This window comes from Streptomyces sp. NBC_01549 (assembly GCF_026339955.1).
Classification (GTDB): domain Bacteria; phylum Actinomycetota; class Actinomycetes; order Streptomycetales; family Streptomycetaceae; genus Streptomyces.
On the sequence record NZ_JAPEPW010000001.1, the window covers coordinates 3,367,364 to 3,389,166 of the forward strand.

The window sequence follows — 21,803 nt, forward strand, 5'->3', positions numbered from 1 at the left end:
CAAGGAGACACCCATGAGCTTCCACAAGATCGCCCCGGTCAAGAAGCACCACAAGCCCGCTCCGGCCCCGAAGCAGCCCGCGCAGCGCCGGCCCGCCGAGCCGGCGCCGGTGGCGAAGAAGCCCGGGCGCCGCCCTGTCGGCAACAAGTAAGCAAGATCCACCCGAAATCGCCAGATCAACCCGCACTCAGCGGACCAATCCCAGCAACGAGAGGGACACTCATGAGCTTCCACAAGATCGCCCCCGTCAAGAAGCACCACAAGGCCGCCCCGGTCGCGAGGCGCGTCGCCCAGCCCGCGCCGAAGCCTGCCGCGAAGAAGGTCGCCGCCCCGAAGAAGCGCCCGGTCAGCCGACAGGGCCAGTAGCAGCCCGCGCGAGGCGGGGTCCCCGGGAATTAGAGGTTTCCGGTGGCCCCGCCTCGGCCATGTTCCGGACCGGAAAGGGAAGTTGATTTGATATGCGGGAAGTACGGGAGGCATTCGCACGCTTCTGGCCGCTGACGCGCGGCGACCGCAAATGGCTGCTTCTGATCATCGGCTGCGTGGTCGTGGCCGCGCTCGCCGAGACAGCCTCGATCCTGCTCTTCGCACAGCTCACGGACCACGCCCTGGAGGCCGGTTCGCTCTCCGCGTTCTGGGGGCCGGCCGGAGCCTGGCTGGGCGTCGCCGTGATCGGCGCGATCGTCGGCTACCTCGGCAACTCCCTGGCCGTGTGGACCGCGGAGAGATTCGTCCTTCGCCTGCGCGCGAGTATCTTCCGGCACGTCCAGGACCTGCCGCCCGACTTCTTCCAGAAGCACCGCCAGGGCGACCTGGTCGAACGGCTCACCGGTGATGTCGAGGCCATCGAGCAGATGGTCGTGTCGGGTGTGGTCGGCACGGTCTCCGCCGCCTTCTCCGCCGTGTTCTACGCCGCGGCCGCGCTCTGGCTGCGCTGGGATCTCGCCCTCGTCACCTTCCTCCTCGCCCCTCTCTTCCTCGTCTCCGCCCGCCGGTTCGCAGGCCGCATCAAGACCGCCTCCCAGGAGGAGCGGGCCGCCGACGGCGCGATCACCTCGGTCGTCGAGGAGTCCCTCGGCAACGTGGTGCTGACCCAGGCCTACAACCGGCGCCGCGCCGAGGAGAAGCGGCTCGACCGCGAGGCGCGCGCCTGGATGCGGGCGTCGGTGCGCGGGGCACGGGCGAGCGAGATGTACGAGCAGTTCGTCGAGGTCGTCGAGACGCTCTGCGTGCTCGCGGTGATCGGCCTCGGCGCCTGGGAGATCTCGCAGGGGCGCATGTCGCTGGGCCAGTTGCTCGCCTTCGCCGCGTTCCTCGGGTACCTGTACCCGCCGATCCGCAATCTGGGCCAGCTCGGCCTCACCCTCACCGCCGCGACCGCCGGTGCGGAACGCATCCAGGAGATCCTGGACACCGAACCCGCCGTCACCGACCCCGCCGAGCCCGTCCCGGACTGGCCCGTGCGCGGCTGGGTCAGCTTCCACGGCGCGTCGTTCCGCTACCCCGGCGCCGAGCGCGAGTCCCTGCACGACGTGTCCTTCACCGCGGGACCCGGCGAACTCGTCATCGTCACCGGCCCGAGCGGCGCCGGAAAGTCGACGCTCTCCAAACTCCTCACCCGCTTCTACGACCCCACGGCCGGCGTGGTCTGCCTGGACGGCGTCCCGCTGCCGGACGTGTCCCTGGAGTTCCTGCGCGAGAACGTGGCGCTGCTGCCCCAGGAGACACTGATCCTGCACGGCACGATCCGCGAGAACGTCGAGTGCGGCAGGCCGGGAGCGTCCCAGGCGGACATCGAGCGGGCGGCGACGGACGCGGTCGCGCACGACTTCATCAGCGCACTGCCTGACGGATACGACACCGAGATCGCGCCCGGCACGGCCACCCTGTCCGGCGGCCAGCTCCAGCGGATCGCGATCGCCCGCGCGATGCTGCGCGCCGCGCCCGTCCTGGTTCTCGACGAGCCGACCGCCGGGCTCGACTCGATCGCCGCGCGCCGGGTGGTACAGCCGCTGCGGCGCCTGATGGCGGGCCGTACGACCATCATGATCACGCACGATCTGAGCCTCGCCCCCGACGCCGACCGGATCCTGGTGGTGGACGGCGGCCGGCTGGTGGAGGCGGGCACGCACGACGAGCTGATGGCGTGGGGCGGGGCGTACGCCCGACTCGCGACGCCGGAACTCGACCACCTGGCGGCGCGGAGCCTGTAGCCCGGCCGGTGGTCCCCGACCACTTGGCGGCTACTTGGCGGCTACTTACGTCTACTTGGCGGCGCGGAGCGTGTAGCCGAGCCCCCGCACGGTGTGGATGAGCCGTGGTTCGCCGCGGCTCTCCAGTTTCCGGCGCAGGTACATCACGTACACGTCCAGCGTGTTCGACGTCGGCTCGAAGTCATAGCCCCAGACCTCCTTGAGGATCTGGGCACGGCTGAGGACCCTGGCCGGATGCCGGAGCAGAAACTCCAGCAGGGCGTACTCGGTCCTGGTCAGGTCGAGGGCGCGGTCGGCGCGGGTGACGATGCGGGTGGGCCGGTCCATGGCGAGGTCCCCGAAGGCGAGCCGGTCGTCGAGACGGGGAGCGCACTGTTTCGGCTGTGGGCTGCGGCGCAGCAGGGCCCTGACCCGGGCGAGGAGTTCCTCGGCGGCGAAGGGCTTCATGAGGTAGTCGTCGGCGCCGTTGTCGAGGGCGACGATTCGGTCGCCGACCGCGCCCCGGCCGGTGATCATGAGGATGGGGACGGTGGACCCGGAGGCTCTGATCCGGCGTGTCGCGGCCAGCCCGTCGAGGCCGGGCATGGTGACGTCCATCAGTACCAGGTCGGGCCGCTCGTCCACCCCGGCCACCAGTTCGAGGGCCTCGCGGCCGTCCCCGGTGAGGACGGTCTCGTACCCCTCGAACCTGAGCAGCCGGTCGAGCCCCTCACGTACGGCCTCGTCGTCATCGGCCAGCAGGATCTTCCGCGCCATCTCCCCAACGTGTAACGGGGCGCTGTGGGAGGGCTTGGAGTGGGGTGTGGGGAGGCTGGGCGGTGTCCGCGCCCAGCCTCCCCGGCCGGGAAGACCCGGCCATCCCCGGGAGGCCCCCCGGCCTCCAGGGGAGTTCGAGTGCTGTGGAGGGGGTCCGTCACAAGGCAGTTGTCACCGGGGCGGGAAAGGTTGCCGTGTTGGCGGGGTGGGGTGGTCACGGTGTGTTGTTGTCACGGTCACCGTTCGTCTCCGAGGATGCGTTCGCCTCGGCTGACCGCGACACGCAGCACATCGGCGAGTGACTCCGTCGCCCTGGTGAGCGCGAAACGCACCGCTCCTTCGCCGGCCTTGGGGTCGGCGAGTACGGCCTTGGCTCCGGCCAGTACCTGTTCGCCGGAGTCCAGCTGAGCCGCTTCGATGTCGTCGGCGAGCAGGGAGAGACGACTGCCGCCGCTGTCGGTGCTCAGGTAGCAGGGCTTGCCGTCGGGTGTTGTCCACGGCAGTAGTCGCAGTCGCTCGGGCGTTCCGGCGGCGCTGTTCACGCGGACACCTCCACTCCGTGAATGTGGCGAGGTCCGACGTCGATTCCGTGCACGGCCAGCCAGAGGGCGTGGCGCCGTTGCCGCTGCGACCGACGCTCGCGGCGTTCGTCTGGGGTGAGGAGGTACGGGCGTACGAGGTGGGTGTCCCGCTCGAAGGGCCATACGTCCACGGGGCGGTGCACGGGGGTGGAGGGTGCCGGAGCCCTGCCTGCGTCCGGCAGTTGGGTCGGAACCGCTCGGTGGCGGCCCCGGGCGGGAAGCAATACGTGCACGAGTGCGAGCAGTAGTAACTCGCAGAACCTCGCGATAGGTTCGGCCATGTCGGCGCTCCTTTGCAGCGTTGGCCACGCCCCCGGGCCGACCTGCTATCGGCTGCGGGGGTTTGTCGTGGGTGCCGTCCTGACGAGCGGTGATTACCGTTCGTGTCTCGATCGTCACTGCTTCGTCGTACGCTGCGGAAGAGGGCCGGTGTTGTCTGGGCGCCAGGCAACGGGGAGGGGTGACATGGCCGAACGGGTTGACGCAGAAGGGGAATCGGGGCGTGCCGCGCTCGGGCGGACGCTGCGGCTTCTGCGGGAGAAGACCGGAAAGACGCTGGGGCAGTTGGCCGAGGAGACGTCGTACGACAAGAGCTATCTGTACCGCTTGGAGGTGGGGCAGCGGCTCTCCAAGCAGGCGGTCATGGAGGACCTGGACAGGTATTACGACTCCGGTGACCTGCTGGTTCGGTTGTGGCGGGATGCGCGCAAGGACGTCATCAAGGACAAATACAAGGCGTTCATGGAGCTGGAGTCGACCGCGCGGGTCATGTTGATGTTCCAACTGCGAGTGCCGGGCCTGTTGCAGACCGAGGACTATGCCCGAGCGGTGTTGTCAGGGTTGTCTGGAGCTCAGACAACGGCTGGCAACGACGAGGACGTCGAGGAGCAGGTGGCCTTGCGCATGGGACGGCAGGAGCTGCTGTACCGCGAACCGGCGCCGCGGGTGCGCGTGATCCTGGACGAGGGGGCGCTGCGGCGCCCGGTTCCTGACGCGAAGGTATGGACGGACCAGTTGTCGCACCTGGTGGAGGCGGCGGAACTGCGGTCGGTCGCCCTTCAGGTGCTGCCCTTCACCGTCGGCGTGCATGACCTCATGAGCAGCGACCTCATCCTGCTGTGGCAGCGAGTCGGCAATCCCGTTGCATACGTGGAAGGCAACGGCTTCGGCGAACTGATCGACAACCCGGACAAGGTTTTGGCCTTCCGCTTGTCCTACGATCTCGTCAGGGACGCGGCTCTGCCTCCGGTGGAGTCGACGGCGTTCATCAAGCGCCTTCTGGAGGAGTGCAGATCATGAACCGAACCCTGGACCTCGGTACCGTTGTGTGGCGTAAGTCGTCTTACAGCGACGGGGGAGCATCGAACTGCGTCGAGGTCGCCGACGGCTACCCCGGCATAGTCCCTGTCCGTGACAGCAAGACCCCGACGGGCCGCCCGCTGGCCTTCTCGGCGGTGTCCTGGTCCGCGTTCATGGAGGGCGTCAAGGGTGGGGCGGGTGTGAACACGGTCGGGTGAAGCGTGCGGGTAACCGGGACGGGAAGGGGTGGGATCCGGCCACGGTGACGTCATGGCAGAGAACATGACCATCGACCCCGTGGCGGACGCAGTGGCCAACCTGTACGCGCTGGCCGCCGAGAAGATCCGCGCCCAGGGCCTGCTGTCTCGGCCGGAGCCGGTGCGCGGACAATCCGTGCGGGGACGGTGAGCGCGGCTATGGTCGTAGACATGGCGCGTCGAAGGAGGACATCGATCATGGCTGCCCACGCTGCGGAACCCGATGCGGTCGTCCCTCCCATGCCCGAGCGGACCCCGAAGGCGCTGCGCGAGGCCATCGCCGAGCATGCCCCCCAGCTCCTCCCCGACTTCGACGAGCACTGGAAGTGGGCGATCGCCGACGCCTACGACCTCGGTCCGGTGCCGGCGTTCATGGCCCGCTGGTGGGGTCAGTACGCCATCGCCCGCGACCCCAAACTGAACGCGCACGTACTTGATCTCGAACACCGAGCCGGGTACGAGTGCACCGACATCACCGAAGCCAAAGCCCTCCTTGAAGAGGCGGCGAAGATTCACTACCGGGTCCGAGAACTGGAGCCCGGCGAGTGACTGATGGGTTCATGGGGCCGCCTTGGCAAGCGGACTGGCGGATCGATGCTCTCGTTGCCTTCGAGGCACTGCCCGACCACGCTCGTGAGATGGTCCTCGCCGCGCGCGCCGAACTGGTCACGGCGAAAGACCCGTACTTTCGAGGCATCGATACTGATGCCGGGCTTCCCGACGGCATGAGGGCCATGCCGGACCAGTCCACTGTTCCGAAGGGCCGCCACCTCTGCTTCTTCGACAGCGGCAAGGGATGGTTGAAGTACACCTTCGTACGCCGAACCGAAGATCCTCAGATCGTGGTGGAAGAGATCTTCTGGCAGTGAGCGATGTGTTGCCACACCCCGATCCCACCACCGTCGCCTGGCGCAAGTCGAGCTACAGCGACGGGGGAGACAACAACTGCGTCGAGGTCGCCGACGGCTACCCCGGCCTCGTACCCGTCCGTGACAGCAAAGCCCCGCAGGGTCCCGCGCTGGTGCTCTCGGCCGGGGCGTGGGCGCCCTTCGTGGGGGCGGTCAAAAACGGAGAGGTGTTCGGCGGCGACTCCTTCGTGTGAGACGCCTCCCGGACTGACGCTGGTCGGGCTACGGTTTCTCTATGGCACAGCACACCACCATCCAGGTGACCAAGGAAGTCCGCGATCACCTCGCCCAGGTCGCCAAGGATCGTGGGGTGACCTTGGGGCAACTCGTCGAGCAGCTCGCGGCTGGGCAGCTGACCGCCGAGCAGCGGGCCGAGCGGCTCCTGGCCGACCGGGAGGTTGTGCGCGGCATGATCGGTGTGGACATCGGCGACGAGGAGTTCGACCGGGCCCCCGACGTGCTCGCGAACATCTACAAGATCGCCGCTGAGAAGGTCCGAGCCGCTCGGGGCGCCGCCGCGTGATCATCCTCGACACCAGCGCGGTCAGGGCGCTCGCGGACGGCCACAAGACGTTGAACCTGCTGGCCGGGAACATGGCGCGCACCCCTGGCGACCGCCTCAACGTGCCCGCCCTGTGCCTGATGCAGGCCGAGGCGGGGGACGAGGACCTCTCCCGCCGGGTGCTGGCCTTTTCCTCGGTCGTCGTCGACACCCTCGACACGGTCGCCTCCGTCACCGTCGGCACCATGATCCGCGACGGCTACGGTGGTGCGGACACCTGTCACGCCCTGTACTGCGCGCTGCCACGTCCGGAGTTCACCGGGATGTCGATCCTGCTCACCGGCGATGACAACGCGTATCCGCCCGGCGTGGTCACCGTGGACATCGACTCACCAGGAATGCTCGGCTTCTACTGATCCCTGACCCCGTCCTGACCCAGCTCGGGTGGCGGCGTGGGCGCGCCCGGCAGTCGCAGCGTCGCCACCGTTCCGCCGCCCTGCGCCGGCTGGAGGGACACCTCGCCGCCGGACTGCTGCACGGTCCTGGCCACGATGGACAGGCCCAGACCCGAGCCCGGGAGGGCCCTCGCGCTCGGGGAGCGCCAGAAGCGGTCGAAGACGTGGGGGAGTTCCTCGGAGGGGATGCCGGGGCCGTGGTCGCGGACGGTCAGTTCGCCGGCCTTGAGGATGACGTCGATGGCCTCGCCCTCGGGGCTGAACTTCACCGCGTTGTCGAGGATGTTCACGATCGCCCTCTCCAGCGCGGACGGCTCCGCCCGTACGAACCAGGGCTGGAGGTCCGCCGTGATCGTCAGCTCGGGGCCACGGAGACGTGCGCGGTGCAGGGCCGCTTCCACTGTTTCCTGGAGGTCGACGACCTGGATGCGGTCGCCCGACTGGCCCGCGTCCGAACGCGACAGCGTCTGCAGGTCGCCGATCAGCACCGCCAGCTCCGTCATCTGCGCCTTCACCGACGCCAGCAGTGCCTTGCGGTCCGCCGGGGGGATCGGGCGGCCCGTCTCCTCGCTGCGGGTGAGGAGCTCTATGTTCGTACGCAGCGACGTGAGCGGCGTACGGAGTTCGTGGCCCGCGTCGGCGATGAGCTGCTGTTGCAGTTCGCGGGAGTTGGCGAGGGCGGACGTCATCGAGTTGAAGGAGCGGGAGAGACGGGCGACCTCGTCCTCACTGTCGTCCTCGACGGGGATGCGGATGGAGAGGTCCTCCGTGCGCGCCACGTGTTCGACCGCCTCGGTGAGCTTGTCGACCGGGCGCAGGCCCGCGCGGGCGACCGCCAGGCCGGCGGCTCCGGCGCCGACGACTCCGATTCCGGAGACGAGGAGGAGGACGAGGGAGAGGTCGTCCAGGGTGGATTGAGTGCCCTTGAGCGGGCTGGCGATGGCAAGGGCATAGCCTTGGAACAGGGTTCGATCATTGGGGAGGCCCGCACCGACTATCAGCGGCACGGTCAGAACCCGCACGGAATTGCCCTGGCTGTCAGTTCCGTTGCGGAAAGATCCCTGACCGTACGTCGGTTTCTTGGCGATGGACTTGTCGCTTTCGCTGGCCTTCACCAGGCCCGCGGAGTCCGAGAAGACACACACGGTCCCGTCGCTGTTGATGACTTCGAAGTACAGGGATCTGGGCCGTGGACCGAAACCGTTGCGCCCAGTCTGAGCGTCGGGGGTCTGTGTGCAGTTGTTGATGAGGTTGGTGATGTTGGTGGCAGACACGGGCATGCGAGCTGTGCTCTTCAGGCCGCCGTCGATCTCGTCGTACAACTTCCCCCGCACTATGAACCAGCAGGTCACCGAGACCGCCGCCACCCCGAACGCCACCGCCGCGGCGACCAGCATGGCCAGCCGGGAGCGGATCGGCAGGGATTTGAACCGGTGCAGGACCCGCATCACTCCGCGCCGCCCGACCGCAGGACGTACCCCACGCCCCGCACCGTGTGCACGAGGCGCGGCTCGCCGGCCGCCTCGGTCTTGCGGCGCAGGTACATGACGTAGACGTCGAGGGAGTTGGAGGAGGGCTCGAAGTCGAAGCCCCAGACCGCCTTGAGGATCTGCTCGCGGGTGAGGACCTGGCGCGGGTGGGCCAGGAACATCTCCAGCAGCGTGAACTCGGTGCGGGTCAGTTCGACCGCCCGGCCCGCCCGGGTGACCTCGCGCGTCGCGAGGTCCATCCGCAGGTCGCCGAAGGTGAGCGCGTCGTCGTCCGGGGTGCCGACCGTCGCGGTCGCGTAGGAACTGCGCCGCAGCAGTGCCCGGACCCGGGCGAACAGCTCGTCCAGCTCGAACGGCTTGACCAGGTAGTCGTCCGCGCCCGCGTCGAGGCCGGTCACGCGGTCGCCCACGGTGTCGCGGGCCGTCAGCATGAGGATGGGGGTCGTCGTGCCGGCGCCGCGCATCCGGCGGGCGGCCGTCAGGCCGTCCATCCGGGGCATCTGGATGTCCAGGACGACCAGGTCGGGCTGGTACGCGGTCGTCTTCTCCAGCGCGTCCGCTCCGTCGACCGCGACCTGGGTGTCGTATCCCTCGAAGGCGAGGCTGCGCTGAAGTGCTTCGCGCACGGCCGGCTCGTCGTCGACGATCAGGATGCGCTGGGTTTCACGGTCGCCTTCGGCGGGGCTCATGGGCGTGGGTTCCTCGGGGTGCGGTGGGACGAGGCCGGACGCATTCAGCCTCGCACGTTCCGGCCGGAGCAGAAAGGATCAGCGGGGACCGGCGGGGGTCGCTTCGCCGGCTCAGGCCCCTATCGTGGTCAGCTGGCTCAGGCGGCTCAGTCGGCTCAGCGGGACCTTGCGACGGTGGGGGTGCTCGGCGGAGGTGCGCAGGCCCATCATCTGCGGCTGCGGGACGATCACTTCCGGAGCCCGGGGCACCGGCTTGTGCAGTTCAAGGGCGACGGAGAGGGCCAGGTCGAGGCCGGCGGGGTCGGTGCCTTCGATGCTGTGGGAGATGCGAGTGATCATTTCAACCTCCGAGGGACTGGGCCGAGAAGGACTGGGCCGAGAAGGACTCAGCTGTCGGAGCCGCCGGCCCGCAGGTCGGCGAGGTCCGACTTGACGGTGTTGATCGGGATGGCGAAACCGAGACCGACGCTGCCCGCGCTCGACGAGGTGGACGAGGAGTCGGCTGCCGAGTACATCGCGGAGTTGATGCCGACGATGTTGCCGTTCATGTCGATGAGGGCGCCGCCGGAGTTGCCGGGGTTCAAGGAGGCGTCGGTCTGGATCGCCTTGTACGTGGTCGTCGAGGAACCGGTGTCGCCGTTGAACTGCTGGCCGCCGAAGGAGAACGGCCACTGACCGCTGCCGCCGCCCTGCTGTTGCTGCTGGCCCTGGCTCTCGTCCGTGGAGACGGTCACGTCACGGCTGAGCGCCGAGACGATGCCGCTGGTGACGGTGCCGGTCAGGCCCTCGGGGGAGCCGATCGCGACGACGTCGTCACCGACCTGGACGCCGTCGGAGTTGCCGAGCGTGGCGACCTTCAGGCCGGAGGGCGCGTCCTCGAGCTTGATGAGCGCGAGGTCCTTCTTGCTGTCGGTGCCGACCACCTGCGCGGTGTACGACTTGCCGCTGCTCAGCTGCACCTTGATCTGGGAGGCGCCCGACACGACGTGGTTGTTGGTGATGATCTCGCCGCTGGACGAGATGATCACGCCCGAGCCGGTGGACGAACCCGCGTTCGAGGTCGCGCCGATCTCGACGATACTCGGGCTGACCGCCTGGGCGACACCGGCGACGGTGCCCTTCTTGGCGGCGGGCACCACGGTGGTGCTGGTGCTGCTCGACGCGGTGTTCTTGGCGGTCAGCTCCTGGATGCCGTACGCGGTGCCGCCTCCGATGGCGGCCGCGACTATTGCCACGGCGGCGAGCAGGGCGATCGTGCCCTTCGCACGCTTCTTCGGAGCGGGGGCCGGGGCGGCAGCCACCGGCTGCGTGTGGAGAACCGCGGTGGAGGAGACGGCGTCCGGCTCGGGGTAACCGGCGTAGGCGCCGCCCCCGCCGTAACCGCCCGCACCGCCGTCGCCACCCTGACCGGAGCCCGGCCACACGGTGGTACCCGGCTCGACGGCGACCGGAGCGACCGGCTCGTACGCCGGCGGCGGGGGCCACTCGGGGTTGACGGGAGAGGAAGAGACAGGCTGCTGCTGGGGGTACGCCGCCCGCATGGGGTCGGTCGCCCGGTGGTCGTCGCCCTGGGGGTACTCGCCGCTGCGGCGGAAGCTCTCGGTCATGGAAAAAGCTTGTCCCCCGATCATGAGAGCTCCCTGAGTGCCCGCTGAGAAGCCCGACAGAACCTCGTATGCCCGATATAAAGACGCTCAGGAGTCACTCAGGAACCACCCCGAACCCGCCCGGGGTCCGCTCAGACAAGGGAAACGGCGGGTTGCGTGAGGGTGATGTCACGGAAGGCGACGGACGAATACTTGTCTGTCTGCTGTGCAGTACATGTGTTCTGGGGCGGATGAGACCTACGATCACCGCGCCGGAGGGGGGCTCCGCGGTGCCTGAATCGATGCAGGCGGTTGTTCGGCCACGGCCAGTGACCGCTGTTGTCGGTCGGGCCGGTGCGTCGTACGCCCTTCTCGGGCCTCCTACGTCATGGACACCACACGCACCCACACCAGGAGCCCTGAGTGATACGTGCTCTGCGCGACCGCTGGAGACGCCCCGTCACGGCGTTGCCCACGGCCGCTCTCGCGCTGGCGCTGACCTGCGCCGGCGCCTTCGCGGCGCAGCCCGCCACCGCGGCGGACGGACCCTCGCTGCCGGAGGTGAACCAGTCCCAGCCCGCGAAGCCGACCGTCTCCGACAAGGAACTGCGCGGCCGGGTCGCCGCGGCCGTCAAGGACCGGGCGACCCCGGACACGGCCCCCAAGAAGACACCGTTCATCATCGGCGGCAGCGAGACGACGATCTCCTCCGCACCGTGGATGGTCCAGCTCTCCTACTACGACAGCACGGCCGGAGTCGGCTACTTCTGCGGTGGCACCCTCGTCGCCCCGAACAAGGTCCTGACGGCGGCCCACTGTGTCGCGGGCCTGGACTGGGTGAAGAACGGCGCGGTGCTGGCCGGCGCCACCGGTCTGCTGGACGACACGACCGGCACGGTCGCGGGCGTCTACCGCCAGTGGAACCACCCGCGCTACAACTCCACGACCGTCCAGAACGACATCGCGGTCCTCACGCTCGACCGCCCGCTGGACCAGCAGTGGCAGCGGCTGGTGGCCGCCAGTGACAGCGCCTCCTACAAGGCCGGCAAATCCGCCACCGTCTACGGCTGGGGGCTGACCTCGGGCGCCGACGGCGCCGACCTGTCGGCGACCCTGCGCACGGTGACCCTGCCGCTGGTCGCCGACTCCACCTGCAACTCCGCGATGCAGTCGGTCCTCGGCGAAGACGACTTCGTCGAGGGCTCGATGTTCTGCGCGGGCACCCCGGCGACCGGCACCGACGAGGGCACCAAGAGCCCCTGCAACGGTGACTCCGGCGGCCCCGTCATCGTCGACGGCAAGGTCGTCGGCATCGTCTCGTGGGGCGTCGCGGGCTGCACCGCGAAGGGCGCCTACCCGGTGTTCACCAAGGTGTCCTCGTACACCTGGGCGGCCCAGCCGCGCATCGACGACGCGGACATGACCTTCGACGGCAAGGCCGACCTGCTGGAGCGCACGCCGTCCGGCGGCCTCTTCCAGCAGGCCAGCAAGGGCACCTCGCTCGCCACCCGCGCCTACCAGAGCAACGGCTGGCAGAACGCCAGCTGGGTCCTCCAGGCCGACCTGGACCGAGACTTCTACCAGGACCTGATCGTCCGCGACAAGGGCGACGGCAAGCTGTACCGCAGCTACCTGAACCACAGCTCCGGCGAGTTCGAGTGGATGCAGATCAGCTCGGTGTGGGGTGGCTACAAGTCGTACGCCGTCCCCGGCGACATGACGGGTGACGCCCGCCCCGACCTGGTCGCGGTGGACGCCGACGGCTCGGTCTACCTCTACCCGGGCAAGGGCAACGGCCAGTTCTACGGCAAGGTCAAGGTCGTCGACAAGGCCTGGAAGAACGTGAAGATCTTCGGCCACGGCGACCTGTCCGGCGACGGCAGGGCCGACCTGCTGGTCCGCAACAGCTCCGGCGTCCTGTACCTCTACCGGGGCACGCAGGTCGAGAAGACCCCGTTCGCGGCGCGGATCCAGGCGCGTACGGGCTTCAACTTCACCTCGTACGTCTCCAACGGCGATGTCACCGGCGACGGCATCGCCGACGTCATCACCCGCGACTCCGCCGGCAAGCTCTGGCTCTACCCCGGCACCAACAAGGCCTCCAGCAGCCTCTTCGGCTCACGGATCGCTCTGGGCAGCGGCTTCAACCAGTACAACCTGCTGTTCTAGCGCATGACCAAGACGCGCCGGCCCTGCGATCCCGCGGGGTCGGCGCGTTCTGTCTTTGAGCTACTCACACCCACAAGAACGCCGGACGACCAACCTTGACGGAAACACCTTCAACCGCTCGCGCCGCGACCCCGCGACCCGCAACCCGTCGTCCAGGACGAGATCCACCGCGGCACGCGCCATCGCCGACCGGTCGGAGGCGATCGTCGTCATCGGCGGATCCGTCAGCGCGGCTTCCTTGACGTCGTCGAAACCGGCCACGGCCAGCTCCCCCGGAACGTCGATGCGCAGCTCACGCGCGGCGCGCAGCACGCCGATCGCCTGGTCGTCGGTGGAGCAGAAGATGGCGGGCGGGCGGTCGGGGCCGCCGAGCAGCTGGAGGCCGACCTGATACGCGTCGTAGCGGTTGTACGGCGCTTCGAAGAGGCGGCCCTCGGTGGGGATCCCGGCCTCCTGCATGGCGCGCCGCCAGCCCTCGACGTGGTCGGAGACCGGGTCGCCGACGGTCGGGGTCTCCGCGATACCGCCGAGACAGGCCACGTATTCGTAGCCGTGTTCGATGAGGTGACGGGTGGCGAGCTGGGCGCCGCCGATGTCGTCCGTGACGACGGCGACATCGTCGATGGCCTCGGGGCGCTCGTGCAGCAGCACCACGCGGGCGTCCCACGCGTCGATCTCCGCGGCAGCGTTGTCATTGAGCGCGTGGCTGACCAGGATCAGGCCGGAGACCCGCATGCCAAGAAAGGCGCGCAGGTAGTGGACCTCGCGCTCGGCGATGTAGTCGGAGTTGCCGACGAGCACCATTTTCCCGCGCTCGGCGGCGGCCTGCTCGACCGCGTGCGCCATCTCCCCGAAGAAGGGCTGGCGCGCGTCCGGCACGATCAGGCCTATGAGCTCGGTCCGCCGCGACGCCATGGCCTGGGCGACCCGGTCGGGCCGGTACCCCAGTTCCTTGATCGCGGCGAGAACGCGCTCGCGCGTGGCCGGGGCAACCGGCCTCGGTCCGTTGTTGATGACATAGCTGACAACGGCGGTGGACGTACCCGCCAGTCGCGCTACATCGTCCCTCGTCACCTTGGCCACGCGCGGAGTCTACGCGGATGGACCCGCCGCTGGGCAGGGCGTACGGAGGCTTGCCGCGCCTCCGTTACCGCCTACTGCGCCTCCGTTACCGCCTACTGCGCCTCCGCCGCCGCCTCGACCGCCTCGACGGCGTCCAGGTGCGCCGTCTCGTCCGCATCCTCCGGCTTTGGCTGGGCCGCCTTGGCCTTCGCCTCGTCCGCGGCGCGGTCCACCTTCTCAGGTGTAACGAATCGATAACCGACGTTCCGGACGGTACCGATCAGCGACTCGTGCTCGGGTCCGAGCTTCGCGCGCAGCCGTCGTACGTGGACGTCGACCGTCCGCGTGCCGCCGAAGTAGTCGTAGCCCCAGACCTCCTGGAGCAGCTGGGCGCGCGTGAAGACACGGCCCGGGTGCTGCGCGAGGTACTTGAGGAGCTCGAACTCCTTGAAGGTCAGGTCGAGGACCCGGCCCTTGAGCTTGGCGCTGTACGTCGCCTCGTCGACCGAGAGGTCGCCGTTGCGGATCTCCATCGGGGAGTCGTCGTTGACGATCTGCTGGCGGCCCATGGCCAGCCGCAGTCGCGCCTCGACCTCCGCCGGTCCCGCGGTGTCCAGGAGCACGTCGTCGATGCCCCAGTCGGCGGTGACGGCCGCGAGACCGCCCTCCGTCACGACCAGGATCAGCGGACAGCCGGGCCCGGTCGAGCGCAGCAGCTGGCACAGGCTGCGCACCTGCGGGAGGTCGCGCCGGCCGTCGATCAGGATGACGTCGGCACCGGGGGTGTCGACGAGAGCGGGGCCTTCCGCCGGAGCCACTCGCACGTTGTGCAGGAGCAGGCCGAGAGCGGGAAGCACCTCCGTCGACGGCTGAAGGGCATTGGTCAAGAGCAGCAGAGAACTCATCGCGCCCCACCTGCCTGGGTCGTCCTACGGTCATGCAAGGTTCGCTCGCCCATAACGTCTGGTTCCTCCTCGGTCCCTGCGAGGACGTTTGCGGCACTGCTTCCTACGGTGCGGCTCCCTCGCCCCTGGGAGTCGCCGGGCGGCCCGCTGGGGGCCGCCACACGTTCTATGCGTTCGTAGGCTTCGTACACCTGCGGTTTCCCGTTTCGTATACAACGCTTCAGAAAGCACAAAAGGACCCGGGGGCTACGCTGCCCGAGTCCTCTGCCCAGCAGAATAGCCCACATGAGCTCAGGTCCGGCAGGTCAAGCGACGGGATCTTACGATCGTCCACCCCTTGAGACGCCCTCGCGCACCCCTTTGCGGAGGTTTCTGCGCACGGTCGACGGGGTGACGATCGATGCGGCGTACGACCCCGGAACACGGCCTTCTGGTGACTCGGCCACTGGCTCGAACGATGTGGTCATTGTCGTCGCGCACGGCTTCACCGGCGATCTGAACCGTCCGCACGTGCGCCACGCGGCGGCCGTCCTCGGCCGGCACGCCGCGGTGGTCACCTTCTCCTTCCGTGGTCACGGCGCCTCCGGTGGCAGTTCCACGGTCGGGGACCGGGAGGTCCACGATCTGGCCGCCGCGGTGGCCTGGGCCCGTGAACTCGGGCACACGCGTGTGGCCACCGTCGGCTTCTCGATGGGCGGGTCGGTGGTGCTGCGGCACGCGGCGCTGCACCGTGGCCCGGCCGGGGGCGCGGACCGGGGCGCGCAGATGGAGCACGAGGGGCGCACCGAGGCGCGTACGGACGCCGTGGTTTCGGTGAGCGCACCCGCCCGTTGGTACTACCGGGGTACGGCCCCTATGCGGCGCCTGCACTGGCTGGTAACCCGGCCGGTGGGCCGCGCGGTCGGCCGCTACGGCCTGCGCACCCGGATCCACCACCGTGACTGGGACCCGGTGCCGGTCTCCCCGGTCGAGTCGGTGCCGCGCATCGCGCCCACCCCGCTGCTGATCGTCCACGGCGACCAGGACGGCTACTTCCCGGTTGACCACCCGAAGATGCTCGCCGCCGCCTCCGGAGGCCACGCCGAACTGTGGATCGAGCCCGGCATGGGCCACGCCGAGCACGCGGCGGACGACGAGCTGCTCGGCCGTATCGGGGCGTGGGCCGTCGCGGCGGCGGGCTAGCCTGACCGTGTTCACAGAAACCACTGACGACCGATCCGTGTTCACGGAGCACACCGATTGAGGAACGAGATGGCAAAGGGCACGGTGCGTTACTGGGCCGCCGCCAAGGCCGCGGCGGGTGTCGCGGAGGAGCCGTACGACGCGGGCACGCTCTCCGAGGCGCTCGACGCGGCTCGCGAGCGGCACCCCGGCGAACTCGTCCGCGTCCTGCGGCGATGCTCCTTCCTCATCGACGGTGACCCCGTGGGCACCCGCGAACATGAGACGGTACGGCTGGCCGAGGGCGGCACGGTCGAGGTGCTCCCGCCGTTCGCAGGAGGGTGAGCGAGACGATGAGCAACCAGCCGTACGAGGGTCAGTACGAGGGATACGACCCGTATGCACAACCGCAGCAGCGACCGCCGCAGCGGCAGTCGCCGCAGCAACCGCCTCAGCAGCAACCGCCCGAGTGGCAGCAGCACACCCAGCAGTGGGAGGGGCAGACCTGGGAGACCCAGGCGCAGCCCTCGACGCCGACTACGGACCCGAGGTACCTGCCGCCGCAGGGCTACCAGGCGTACCCGGAGCCGCAGACGTACGGCACGGCCGGGCAGCCGCTGCCGCAGGAGGCACCGGCGTCGGCACCGGCCCGGGAGTGGGCGCCCGCGTACCGGCCCCCCGCCCAGCAGGCCCCCGGCACCGGCACCGGCGGCGCGGTCGCCCCTGAGGCCGCCTCCGGCTACGGCCCCCCGACCGTCACCGGCAACACCCGCGTCACCGACGCCCAGCGCGCCCGCGCCGAGGGCCGTTCCCCGATCATCGAACCCGGCATCCAGCCCGCCGCACTCACCGCGGTGCTCGGGCTGCTGCTCTCCGGTACGGCGGCGATCGGGCAGTACGCCCTCGTCGTCCCCCTCGTCCTTCTGCAGGCCGTCACCGCGGCGGGCTGGTTCCGGCTGAACGGGATGTGGCCGGCCCGCCAGGGCATCGCGCTGGCGTTCCTCGGCGCGGTCACCGCGGACGTGGCGCTGCTCGCGGCCGGCCGGGAGAACGCGCCCGCCGCGATCCTCGGCACCCTCGGTGTGTGGGTCCTGCTCACCCTCGTCCTGCAACTGCGCAGCCACGCCGACCCGGACACCCGGATGTACGGCCTGATGGCGACCGTCACCTCGGCGGCGCTCGCGATCGTCGCGACCGGGCACCTCGCGGCCGAGCCGGACGCCGTCACGGTGGGCGCCGCCGCGGTCGCCGTCGCGGTCCTCGCCCGTGCCCTGCCGCTGCCCACCGCGGCCTCCGTGGTGGTGGCGCTGCTGGCCGCCGCGGGCGCCGGTATCGCGGTCGGCGGGATGACGGACCTGGGCGGCAAGGGCGCCTTCCTCGGCCTCGGCGCCGGGGTCTGCGCACTGATCGGCCACCGGGTCGCGAGCTACGACTACCCGTCCCGTTTCGTCCATTTCACCGCGGGCGTGTCGCTGCCGCTGGCCGCCGCGGCCCCGGCGGTGTACCTGCTGGGACGCGCGCTCGGCTAGGGGCTCGCCGCGTTCGTCGCCGTTGCCCCTTCGGCGGGGGGAGGGTTCAAAGGTGATCTACAACCACTCCGTTCTCTGAAGGGCCCCCGTTGTGGGGCCCTTCAGAGTTAGGTTCGCGGGGGGACGGCCATGCGGGTCGACCCGGCCCGTTCGAGGTGGGGGAACACCGAGCATGCGAGCACTGCGAATAATCCTGATCGTCACCGTCATCCTGGGCGGCCTGTTCGTGATCGCGGACCGGGTGGCGGTCGGTTTCGCGGAGGACAAGGCGGCGGACCGGATCAAGAGCACCGAGGGCCTGGCCGGCACGCCGGACGTGTCCATCGAGGGCTTTCCCTTCCTCACCCAGGTCGTCGGCGGCGAACTCGACGACGTGAAGATCGGTATCAAGGACTACGAGGCGTCGACGGGCGGCACGAGCGGCACCAGCACCGTTCGTATCGACGGTCTGAACGCCGAGATGCACGGCGTCGTCTTCAACGGCGACTACACCTCCGCCACCGCCGACAGCGCCACCGGCTCCGCGTCCATCGGGTACGCCGAGCTGCTCAAGACGGCCAAGTCCCAGGCCACGCAGGTTGGCCCCAAGGTCACCGCCCGGGTCGTGGGTCTCTCCGACGGCGGCGACGGCAAGATCAAGGTGGCGATCGAGGTCAGCGTCGGCGGCACCAAGGTGCCCCAGCCGGTCTCCGTGTTCGGCTCGGTCACGGTCGTCGGCGGCAACACGGTCAAGGTGCACGCCGACTCCCTGCCCAAGCTGGGCGTCGACCTCGCCGAGAACCGAGTGCGCGCGATCACCGACTTCGAGCAGAAGATCGACAAGCTGCCGGGCGGCATCCAGCTGGACACGGTCCAGGCGGCCGCGAACGGCGTGGACATCTCGGTGAAGGGTTCGAACGTCAAGCTGGTCGGGTAAAAGGGGTAGCGGCCGGGCGACGTCGACGGCAGGCGCCGGAGGGCTGTCCGAGGGGCGAGACGAGCCCGTCCGTACCGCAGATGCGCGGTCGACGCGATGTCATGCGGTGCCGGACGCCGCTGCCCGGAATCCGCGCCGGGGCGGCCGCGCCGGTCAACCTGTCCCACATGCCGGACGATCGCATCTCAACATCCGACACACCGGTGACATGCCCGCCTGTCCGTCCCTACGATCGGACCCATGAAGCGACAGGCGGATCTCACGAAGCGGCGGGCAGTAGACCTGTGCCGCGTCGCCGCCATGCTCTGTCGCACCTTCTGAGCGGGACATTCGTCCGTCCGCCCTCCCTGGCCTCTCTTCGCCAGGATCCCCGTGCGCGCCGCGCAGCCTCGACAGGCATGACCGCGCACTCTCTGTCTAACGCACAGCCCCGCCGCAACTGCCCCGGAGGAGAAACAGCATGAGCCGCAGCGACGTCCTGGTCGACGCCGACTGGGTCCAGGACCACCTGGACGACCCGAGCGTGGCCATCGTCGAGGTCGACGAGGACACGTCCGCGTACGAGAAGAACCACATCAAGAACGCGATCCGGATCGACTGGACCAAGGACCTCCAGGACCCGGTCCGCCGTGACTTCATCGACCAGGAGGGCTTCGAGAAGCTCCTGTCGGAGAAGGGCATCGCCAACGACACGCTGGTGGTTCTCTACGGCGGCAACAACAACTGGTTCGCGTCCTACGCCTACTGGTACTTCAAGCTGTACGGCCACGAGAACGTCAAGCTCCTCGACGGTGGCCGCAAGAAGTGGGAGCTCGACTCCCGCGACCTGGTCGCCGAGGTGCCCACCCGCGCCACGACCGACTACAAGGCCAAGGCCCAGAACACCGCGATCCGCGCCTTCCGCGACGATGTCGTGGCGGCCATCGGTTCGCAGAACCTGGTCGACGTCCGCTCGCCCGACGAGTTCAGCGGCAAGCTGCTCGCCCCGGCGCACCTTCCGCAGGAGCAGTCGCAGCGTCCGGGCCACGTCCCGAGCGCCCGCAACATCCCGTGGTCGAAGAACGCCAACGACGACGGCACCTTCAAGTCGGACGACGAGCTCAAGGAGCTCTACGTCGAGGAGAGGGTCGACCTCGCCAAGGACACCATCGCGTACTGCCGCATCGGTGAGCGTTCCGCGCTCACCTGGTTCGTGCTGCACGAGCTGCTCGGCGTGGAGAACGTCAAGAACTACGACGGCTCCTGGACCGAGTACGGCAGCCTGGTCGGCGTCCCGATCGAGCTCGGCGCCAACAAGTAACCCTCAAGGCCTGAAGGACGGAATCGAAATATGTGTGGAGCGAAGGCCGGCGGCCCCGACGCCTCGACGATCAAGCCCGGTGAGACCACCATCCAGGGCCAGGTGACCCGCGACGGCGAGCCCGTCACCGGTTACGTGCGTCTGCTGGACTCGACCGGCGAGTTCACGGCGGAGGTCCCCACCTCCGCGACGGGCCAGTTCCGCTTCTACGCGGCCGAGGGCACCTGGACCGTACGCGCCCTGGTCCCCGGTGGCACCGCGGACCGCACGGTCGTCGCCCAGACGGGCGGCCTCGCCGAGGTCGCGATCGCCGTCTGACGGCACCTCTGAGTGGCCGAAGGGCCGCACTTCCGGGTTGGACGCTCGGGGTGCGGCCCTTCGGCGTGTACGGGCCTACGCTGGAGGTATGTACGCACGACGGCGACACGTCTACTTCGCCATGATGGGGACGTGCATCGGTCTTTTCGTCCTGGCCTGGGGAGTCGTACGGATCTGGTCGATTCCCGTGGCCGTGGGGATGTGTGTGGTGGCGATGGTGATTCCGCCGTTCGCCGCGATGGTCGCCAACCGGCGGGGGCCCGAGGACCGCTGGTGGGACGACCCGTCCGGGGACCAGAAGTCCGACGAGTGGTGGGACGAGCTCGACGGCAAGAAGCCCCGCTCGTAGGAGGGCGCGCGGCTACCTTCGGTACGCGCGGCACCTTCAGTAGACGAGCGCCTGCGTCTCGTCCGCCATCGCCTCCTGGACGAACACCTGGGCGCCCGCGATGCGTACGCCCTCGATGACGTCCTTCTCCGTGATGTCCCGGCGTGCCGCGCACTGGGTGCACAGGGTGAGCCGGCCCGCGGCCAGGACCGAGTCGATCAGATCGGGCAACGGCGCCGCGTGCGGCAGCTCGAACTCGGCGGCCCGGCCCGGCAGCGCGAACCACGCGGACTCGCCGGTCAGCCACAGGGAGACCTCGACCCCGCTGGCCACGGCCACCGCCGCGACCGTGAACGCCTGCGAGCAGCGTTCGGGGGCATCGGCCCCCGCCGTCACCTTGATCACGAGCTTCTTCGCCATGGCCGCATGGTAGTCCGGGGGAATTCGGGGAGAGTCCGAATCGTGATCATGTCCCTTACAACCTCATGAGATTCCCATGGGTCTCCTGTGCGCGCGGATACGGAATCCGTGCGTCGCGTTCCGTGGGGGGATGTCGTGGAAGTCGAGCAAGTACCCGTGCCAGGACCCGAGGTGACGGGTGGGGAGACGCGCGGGGAGATGGGCGAGGGGACGGACGAGGAGACACGCGAGGAAACGCCTCGCGTACGTCGGCGAGGTCGTACGGCCCTGTTGATCGCCACGGCCGCCGTGCTGGGGCTCGCCGGGGGCACCTGCGCCGGCTATCTGATCCAGGCCGACCGGGAGCCGACCAAACTGCCGTCGCTCTCGCAGCCCGTGGTCGCCCAGGCCAAGGGTGCCGGGCCCGAACCCCTGTCCGCCGCGCAGGACCGCCGCGTGAAGACCGACGGCGACCTGCGCAAGCTGCTGATCAAGCGGCCGAAGGGGACGCAGGAGGCCGAGTACGTGGCCGGCGACAAGGGCTGGATGGGCATCGCGGACTACGCGGAGGAGTACAACAAGCCGGCTGGTGCCTTCGGCGACCTGATCGGCGCCGAGTTCCGGCGTGCGGCTGCCACCGGCTGGACGGTGGGCGCGTACAGCGTGGAGGTCCGCCTGATCCAGTACCGGCAGGAGGAGAAGCTCGGTGCCTCCGACGCGGCCGCCGACGGCCGTTACTGGGCGAACACGAAGAGCGGCACCCATGTCTGGGCGATCCCGGGTACGGGCGACGGCATGGCCTACGTCCACACCAAGCCCGACACGAAGCCTGGTTACGTCCCGGTGTACGGGGCCGAGGCACACGCCTGGCGCGGTGACATCGCGATGGAGATCTGGATCTACGACACCAAGCCGATCCCCAAGGCCAAGATCATGGACCTGGCCGAGCGGCAGATGGAGCGGCTGTGACCGATGAGCGA

At 69.3% G+C, this 21,803-nt stretch carries 31 protein-coding genes; 21 read left to right on the forward strand and 10 right to left on the reverse strand.

The features are described 5' to 3' along the window. Window positions 1-13 precede the first annotated feature (13 nt). The 3 genes from OG819_RS14970 (at window position 14) to OG819_RS14980 (ending at window position 2,213) form a co-directional block, all read left to right on the forward strand. Window positions 14-151: a hypothetical protein gene (locus tag OG819_RS14970; protein WP_266649805.1), complete on the forward strand. Its 138-nt coding sequence runs from the start codon at window positions 14-16 to the stop codon at window positions 149-151. A 71-nt stretch (window positions 152-222) separates the two neighbouring features. Continuing rightward, a complete protein-coding gene (locus OG819_RS14975; RefSeq protein WP_266649807.1) occupies window positions 223-366 on the forward strand; it encodes a hypothetical protein in 144 nt (47 codons plus the stop codon). A gap of 92 nt (window positions 367-458) precedes the next feature. Beyond that, window positions 459-2,213: an ABC transporter ATP-binding protein gene (locus tag OG819_RS14980; protein ID WP_266649809.1), complete on the forward strand. Its 1,755-nt coding sequence runs from the start codon at window positions 459-461 to the stop codon at window positions 2,211-2,213. Window positions 2,214-2,264: 51 nt separating this feature from the next. Here the strand turns inward: OG819_RS14980 and OG819_RS14985 are convergent, their stop codons facing one another. From OG819_RS14985 to OG819_RS14995, 3 genes are all read right to left on the reverse strand, one after another. After that, window positions 2,265-2,969 carry a response regulator transcription factor gene (locus OG819_RS14985; RefSeq protein WP_266626000.1) on the reverse strand — a complete coding sequence of 235 codons (705 nt, stop codon included), beginning with the start codon at window positions 2,967-2,969 and terminating at the stop codon, window positions 2,265-2,267. Between the two features lie 236 nt (window positions 2,970-3,205). After that, window positions 3,206-3,511 (reverse strand): hypothetical protein, encoded by a 306-nt coding sequence (locus OG819_RS14990; protein ID WP_266649811.1) that lies wholly within the window; start codon window positions 3,509-3,511, stop codon window positions 3,206-3,208. Next, a complete protein-coding gene (locus OG819_RS14995) occupies window positions 3,508-3,831 on the reverse strand; it encodes a hypothetical protein (protein WP_266649813.1) in 324 nt (107 codons plus the stop codon). Before OG819_RS14995 ends, OG819_RS14990 begins: the two co-directional genes overlap by 4 nt. A gap of 184 nt (window positions 3,832-4,015) precedes the next feature. Here OG819_RS14995 and OG819_RS15000 point away from each other — a divergent pair, with 184 nt between their 5' ends. The 8 genes from OG819_RS15000 to OG819_RS15035 all read left to right on the forward strand — a co-directional run bounded on the left by OG819_RS15000 (window position 4,016) and on the right by OG819_RS15035 (window position 6,932). Beyond that, window positions 4,016-4,849 (forward strand): helix-turn-helix transcriptional regulator, encoded by an 834-nt coding sequence (locus tag OG819_RS15000; protein WP_266625994.1) that lies wholly within the window; start codon window positions 4,016-4,018, stop codon window positions 4,847-4,849. Next, complete coding sequence (locus tag OG819_RS15005) at window positions 4,846-5,067, forward strand: DUF397 domain-containing protein (RefSeq protein WP_266625992.1); 222 nt, start codon at window positions 4,846-4,848, stop codon at window positions 5,065-5,067. The genes OG819_RS15000 and OG819_RS15005 overlap by 4 nt, the downstream gene beginning before the upstream one ends. Before the next feature lie 52 nt (window positions 5,068-5,119). Further along, window positions 5,120-5,257 (forward strand): hypothetical protein, encoded by a 138-nt coding sequence (locus tag OG819_RS15010; protein WP_266625990.1) that lies wholly within the window; start codon window positions 5,120-5,122, stop codon window positions 5,255-5,257. A 47-nt stretch (window positions 5,258-5,304) separates the two neighbouring features. After that, window positions 5,305-5,655, forward strand: coding sequence for a DUF6247 family protein (locus OG819_RS15015; protein ID WP_266649815.1), 351 nt, complete (start codon window positions 5,305-5,307; stop codon window positions 5,653-5,655). A gap of 89 nt (window positions 5,656-5,744) precedes the next feature. Next, window positions 5,745-5,975, forward strand: coding sequence for a hypothetical protein (locus OG819_RS15020; RefSeq protein WP_323139347.1), 231 nt, complete (start codon window positions 5,745-5,747; stop codon window positions 5,973-5,975). Further along, window positions 5,972-6,208 carry a DUF397 domain-containing protein gene (locus OG819_RS15025; RefSeq protein ID WP_266649819.1) on the forward strand — a complete coding sequence of 79 codons (237 nt, stop codon included), beginning with the start codon at window positions 5,972-5,974 and terminating at the stop codon, window positions 6,206-6,208. The genes OG819_RS15020 and OG819_RS15025 overlap by 4 nt, the downstream gene beginning before the upstream one ends. 41 nt (window positions 6,209-6,249) lie before the next feature. Further along, window positions 6,250-6,537, forward strand: coding sequence for a hypothetical protein (locus OG819_RS15030; RefSeq protein ID WP_266649821.1), 288 nt, complete (start codon window positions 6,250-6,252; stop codon window positions 6,535-6,537). Continuing rightward, window positions 6,534-6,932, forward strand: coding sequence for a hypothetical protein (locus OG819_RS15035; protein WP_266649823.1), 399 nt, complete (start codon window positions 6,534-6,536; stop codon window positions 6,930-6,932). Before OG819_RS15030 ends, OG819_RS15035 begins: the two co-directional genes overlap by 4 nt. Here the strand turns inward: OG819_RS15035 and OG819_RS15040 are convergent. The 4 genes from OG819_RS15040 to OG819_RS15055 form a co-directional block, all read right to left on the reverse strand. After that, window positions 6,926-8,422 carry a HAMP domain-containing sensor histidine kinase gene (locus OG819_RS15040; RefSeq protein WP_266649825.1) on the reverse strand — a complete coding sequence of 499 codons (1,497 nt, stop codon included), beginning with the start codon at window positions 8,420-8,422 and terminating at the stop codon, window positions 6,926-6,928. The two genes, OG819_RS15035 and OG819_RS15040, sit on opposite strands and share 7 nt — an antisense overlap. Continuing rightward, window positions 8,419-9,150 carry a response regulator transcription factor gene (locus OG819_RS15045; protein WP_266649827.1) on the reverse strand — a complete coding sequence of 244 codons (732 nt, stop codon included), beginning with the start codon at window positions 9,148-9,150 and terminating at the stop codon, window positions 8,419-8,421. The genes OG819_RS15040 and OG819_RS15045 overlap by 4 nt, the downstream gene beginning before the upstream one ends. Window positions 9,151-9,261: 111 nt before the next feature. Next, window positions 9,262-9,489 carry a hypothetical protein gene (locus OG819_RS15050; protein WP_266433131.1) on the reverse strand — a complete coding sequence of 76 codons (228 nt, stop codon included), beginning with the start codon at window positions 9,487-9,489 and terminating at the stop codon, window positions 9,262-9,264. Window positions 9,490-9,536: 47 nt separating this feature from the next. Next, window positions 9,537-10,757 (reverse strand): trypsin-like peptidase domain-containing protein, encoded by a 1,221-nt coding sequence (locus OG819_RS15055; RefSeq protein ID WP_266649830.1) that lies wholly within the window; start codon window positions 10,755-10,757, stop codon window positions 9,537-9,539. Window positions 10,758-11,159: 402 nt separating this feature from the next. Here OG819_RS15055 and OG819_RS15060 point away from each other — a divergent pair, with 402 nt between their 5' ends. Beyond that, on the forward strand, window positions 11,160-12,905 hold the full coding sequence (locus OG819_RS15060) for a trypsin-like serine protease (protein WP_266649832.1): 1,746 nt from the start codon (window positions 11,160-11,162) through the stop codon (window positions 12,903-12,905). A 60-nt stretch (window positions 12,906-12,965) separates the two neighbouring features. On the opposite strand, the gene OG819_RS15065 is transcribed toward OG819_RS15060, so the two are convergent. Further along, window positions 12,966-13,988 carry a LacI family DNA-binding transcriptional regulator gene (locus OG819_RS15065; protein ID WP_266625971.1) on the reverse strand — a complete coding sequence of 341 codons (1,023 nt, stop codon included), beginning with the start codon at window positions 13,986-13,988 and terminating at the stop codon, window positions 12,966-12,968. Between the two features lie 92 nt (window positions 13,989-14,080). Beyond that, window positions 14,081-14,872: a response regulator transcription factor gene (locus tag OG819_RS15070; protein ID WP_266433140.1), complete on the reverse strand. Its 792-nt coding sequence runs from the start codon at window positions 14,870-14,872 to the stop codon at window positions 14,081-14,083. 285 nt (window positions 14,873-15,157) lie between these two features. On the opposite strand from OG819_RS15070, the gene OG819_RS15075 reads away from it, so the two are divergent. From OG819_RS15075 to OG819_RS15105, 8 genes are all read left to right on the forward strand, one after another. Then, window positions 15,158-16,054 carry an alpha/beta fold hydrolase gene (locus OG819_RS15075; protein ID WP_266649834.1) on the forward strand — a complete coding sequence of 299 codons (897 nt, stop codon included), beginning with the start codon at window positions 15,158-15,160 and terminating at the stop codon, window positions 16,052-16,054. Window positions 16,055-16,123: 69 nt separating this feature from the next. Next, the gene (locus tag OG819_RS15080) at window positions 16,124-16,378 is read left to right on the forward strand and encodes a MoaD/ThiS family protein (protein ID WP_266433145.1); all 255 of its coding nucleotides are present in this window, start codon (window positions 16,124-16,126) and stop codon (window positions 16,376-16,378) included. Window positions 16,379-16,386: 8 nt separating this feature from the next. Next, a complete protein-coding gene (locus OG819_RS15085; protein WP_266649836.1) occupies window positions 16,387-17,562 on the forward strand; it encodes a hypothetical protein in 1,176 nt (391 codons plus the stop codon). 172 nt (window positions 17,563-17,734) lie between these two features. Next, window positions 17,735-18,478, forward strand: coding sequence for a DUF2993 domain-containing protein (locus OG819_RS15090; RefSeq protein WP_266649838.1), 744 nt, complete (start codon window positions 17,735-17,737; stop codon window positions 18,476-18,478). 240 nt (window positions 18,479-18,718) lie between these two features. Further along, on the forward strand, window positions 18,719-18,799 hold the full coding sequence (locus OG819_RS59085; protein WP_350310325.1) for a putative leader peptide: 81 nt from the start codon (window positions 18,719-18,721) through the stop codon (window positions 18,797-18,799). A gap of 139 nt (window positions 18,800-18,938) precedes the next feature. Further along, a complete protein-coding gene (locus OG819_RS15095; RefSeq protein WP_266649840.1) occupies window positions 18,939-19,778 on the forward strand; it encodes a sulfurtransferase in 840 nt (279 codons plus the stop codon). Window positions 19,779-19,808: 30 nt separating this feature from the next. Further along, window positions 19,809-20,096 carry a DUF1416 domain-containing protein gene (locus OG819_RS15100; RefSeq protein WP_054232391.1) on the forward strand — a complete coding sequence of 96 codons (288 nt, stop codon included), beginning with the start codon at window positions 19,809-19,811 and terminating at the stop codon, window positions 20,094-20,096. Between the two features lie 88 nt (window positions 20,097-20,184). Then, window positions 20,185-20,445 carry a DUF3099 domain-containing protein gene (locus OG819_RS15105; protein WP_266625960.1) on the forward strand — a complete coding sequence of 87 codons (261 nt, stop codon included), beginning with the start codon at window positions 20,185-20,187 and terminating at the stop codon, window positions 20,443-20,445. 36 nt (window positions 20,446-20,481) lie between these two features. Here the strand turns inward: OG819_RS15105 and OG819_RS15110 are convergent, their stop codons facing one another. Further along, window positions 20,482-20,844 carry a DsrE family protein gene (locus tag OG819_RS15110; RefSeq protein ID WP_266433156.1) on the reverse strand — a complete coding sequence of 121 codons (363 nt, stop codon included), beginning with the start codon at window positions 20,842-20,844 and terminating at the stop codon, window positions 20,482-20,484. Between the two features lie 198 nt (window positions 20,845-21,042). On the opposite strand from OG819_RS15110, the gene OG819_RS15115 reads away from it, so the two are divergent. Further along, on the forward strand, window positions 21,043-21,792 hold the full coding sequence (locus OG819_RS15115; RefSeq protein ID WP_266652695.1) for a hypothetical protein: 750 nt from the start codon (window positions 21,043-21,045) through the stop codon (window positions 21,790-21,792). Window positions 21,793-21,803 lie beyond the last annotated feature (11 nt).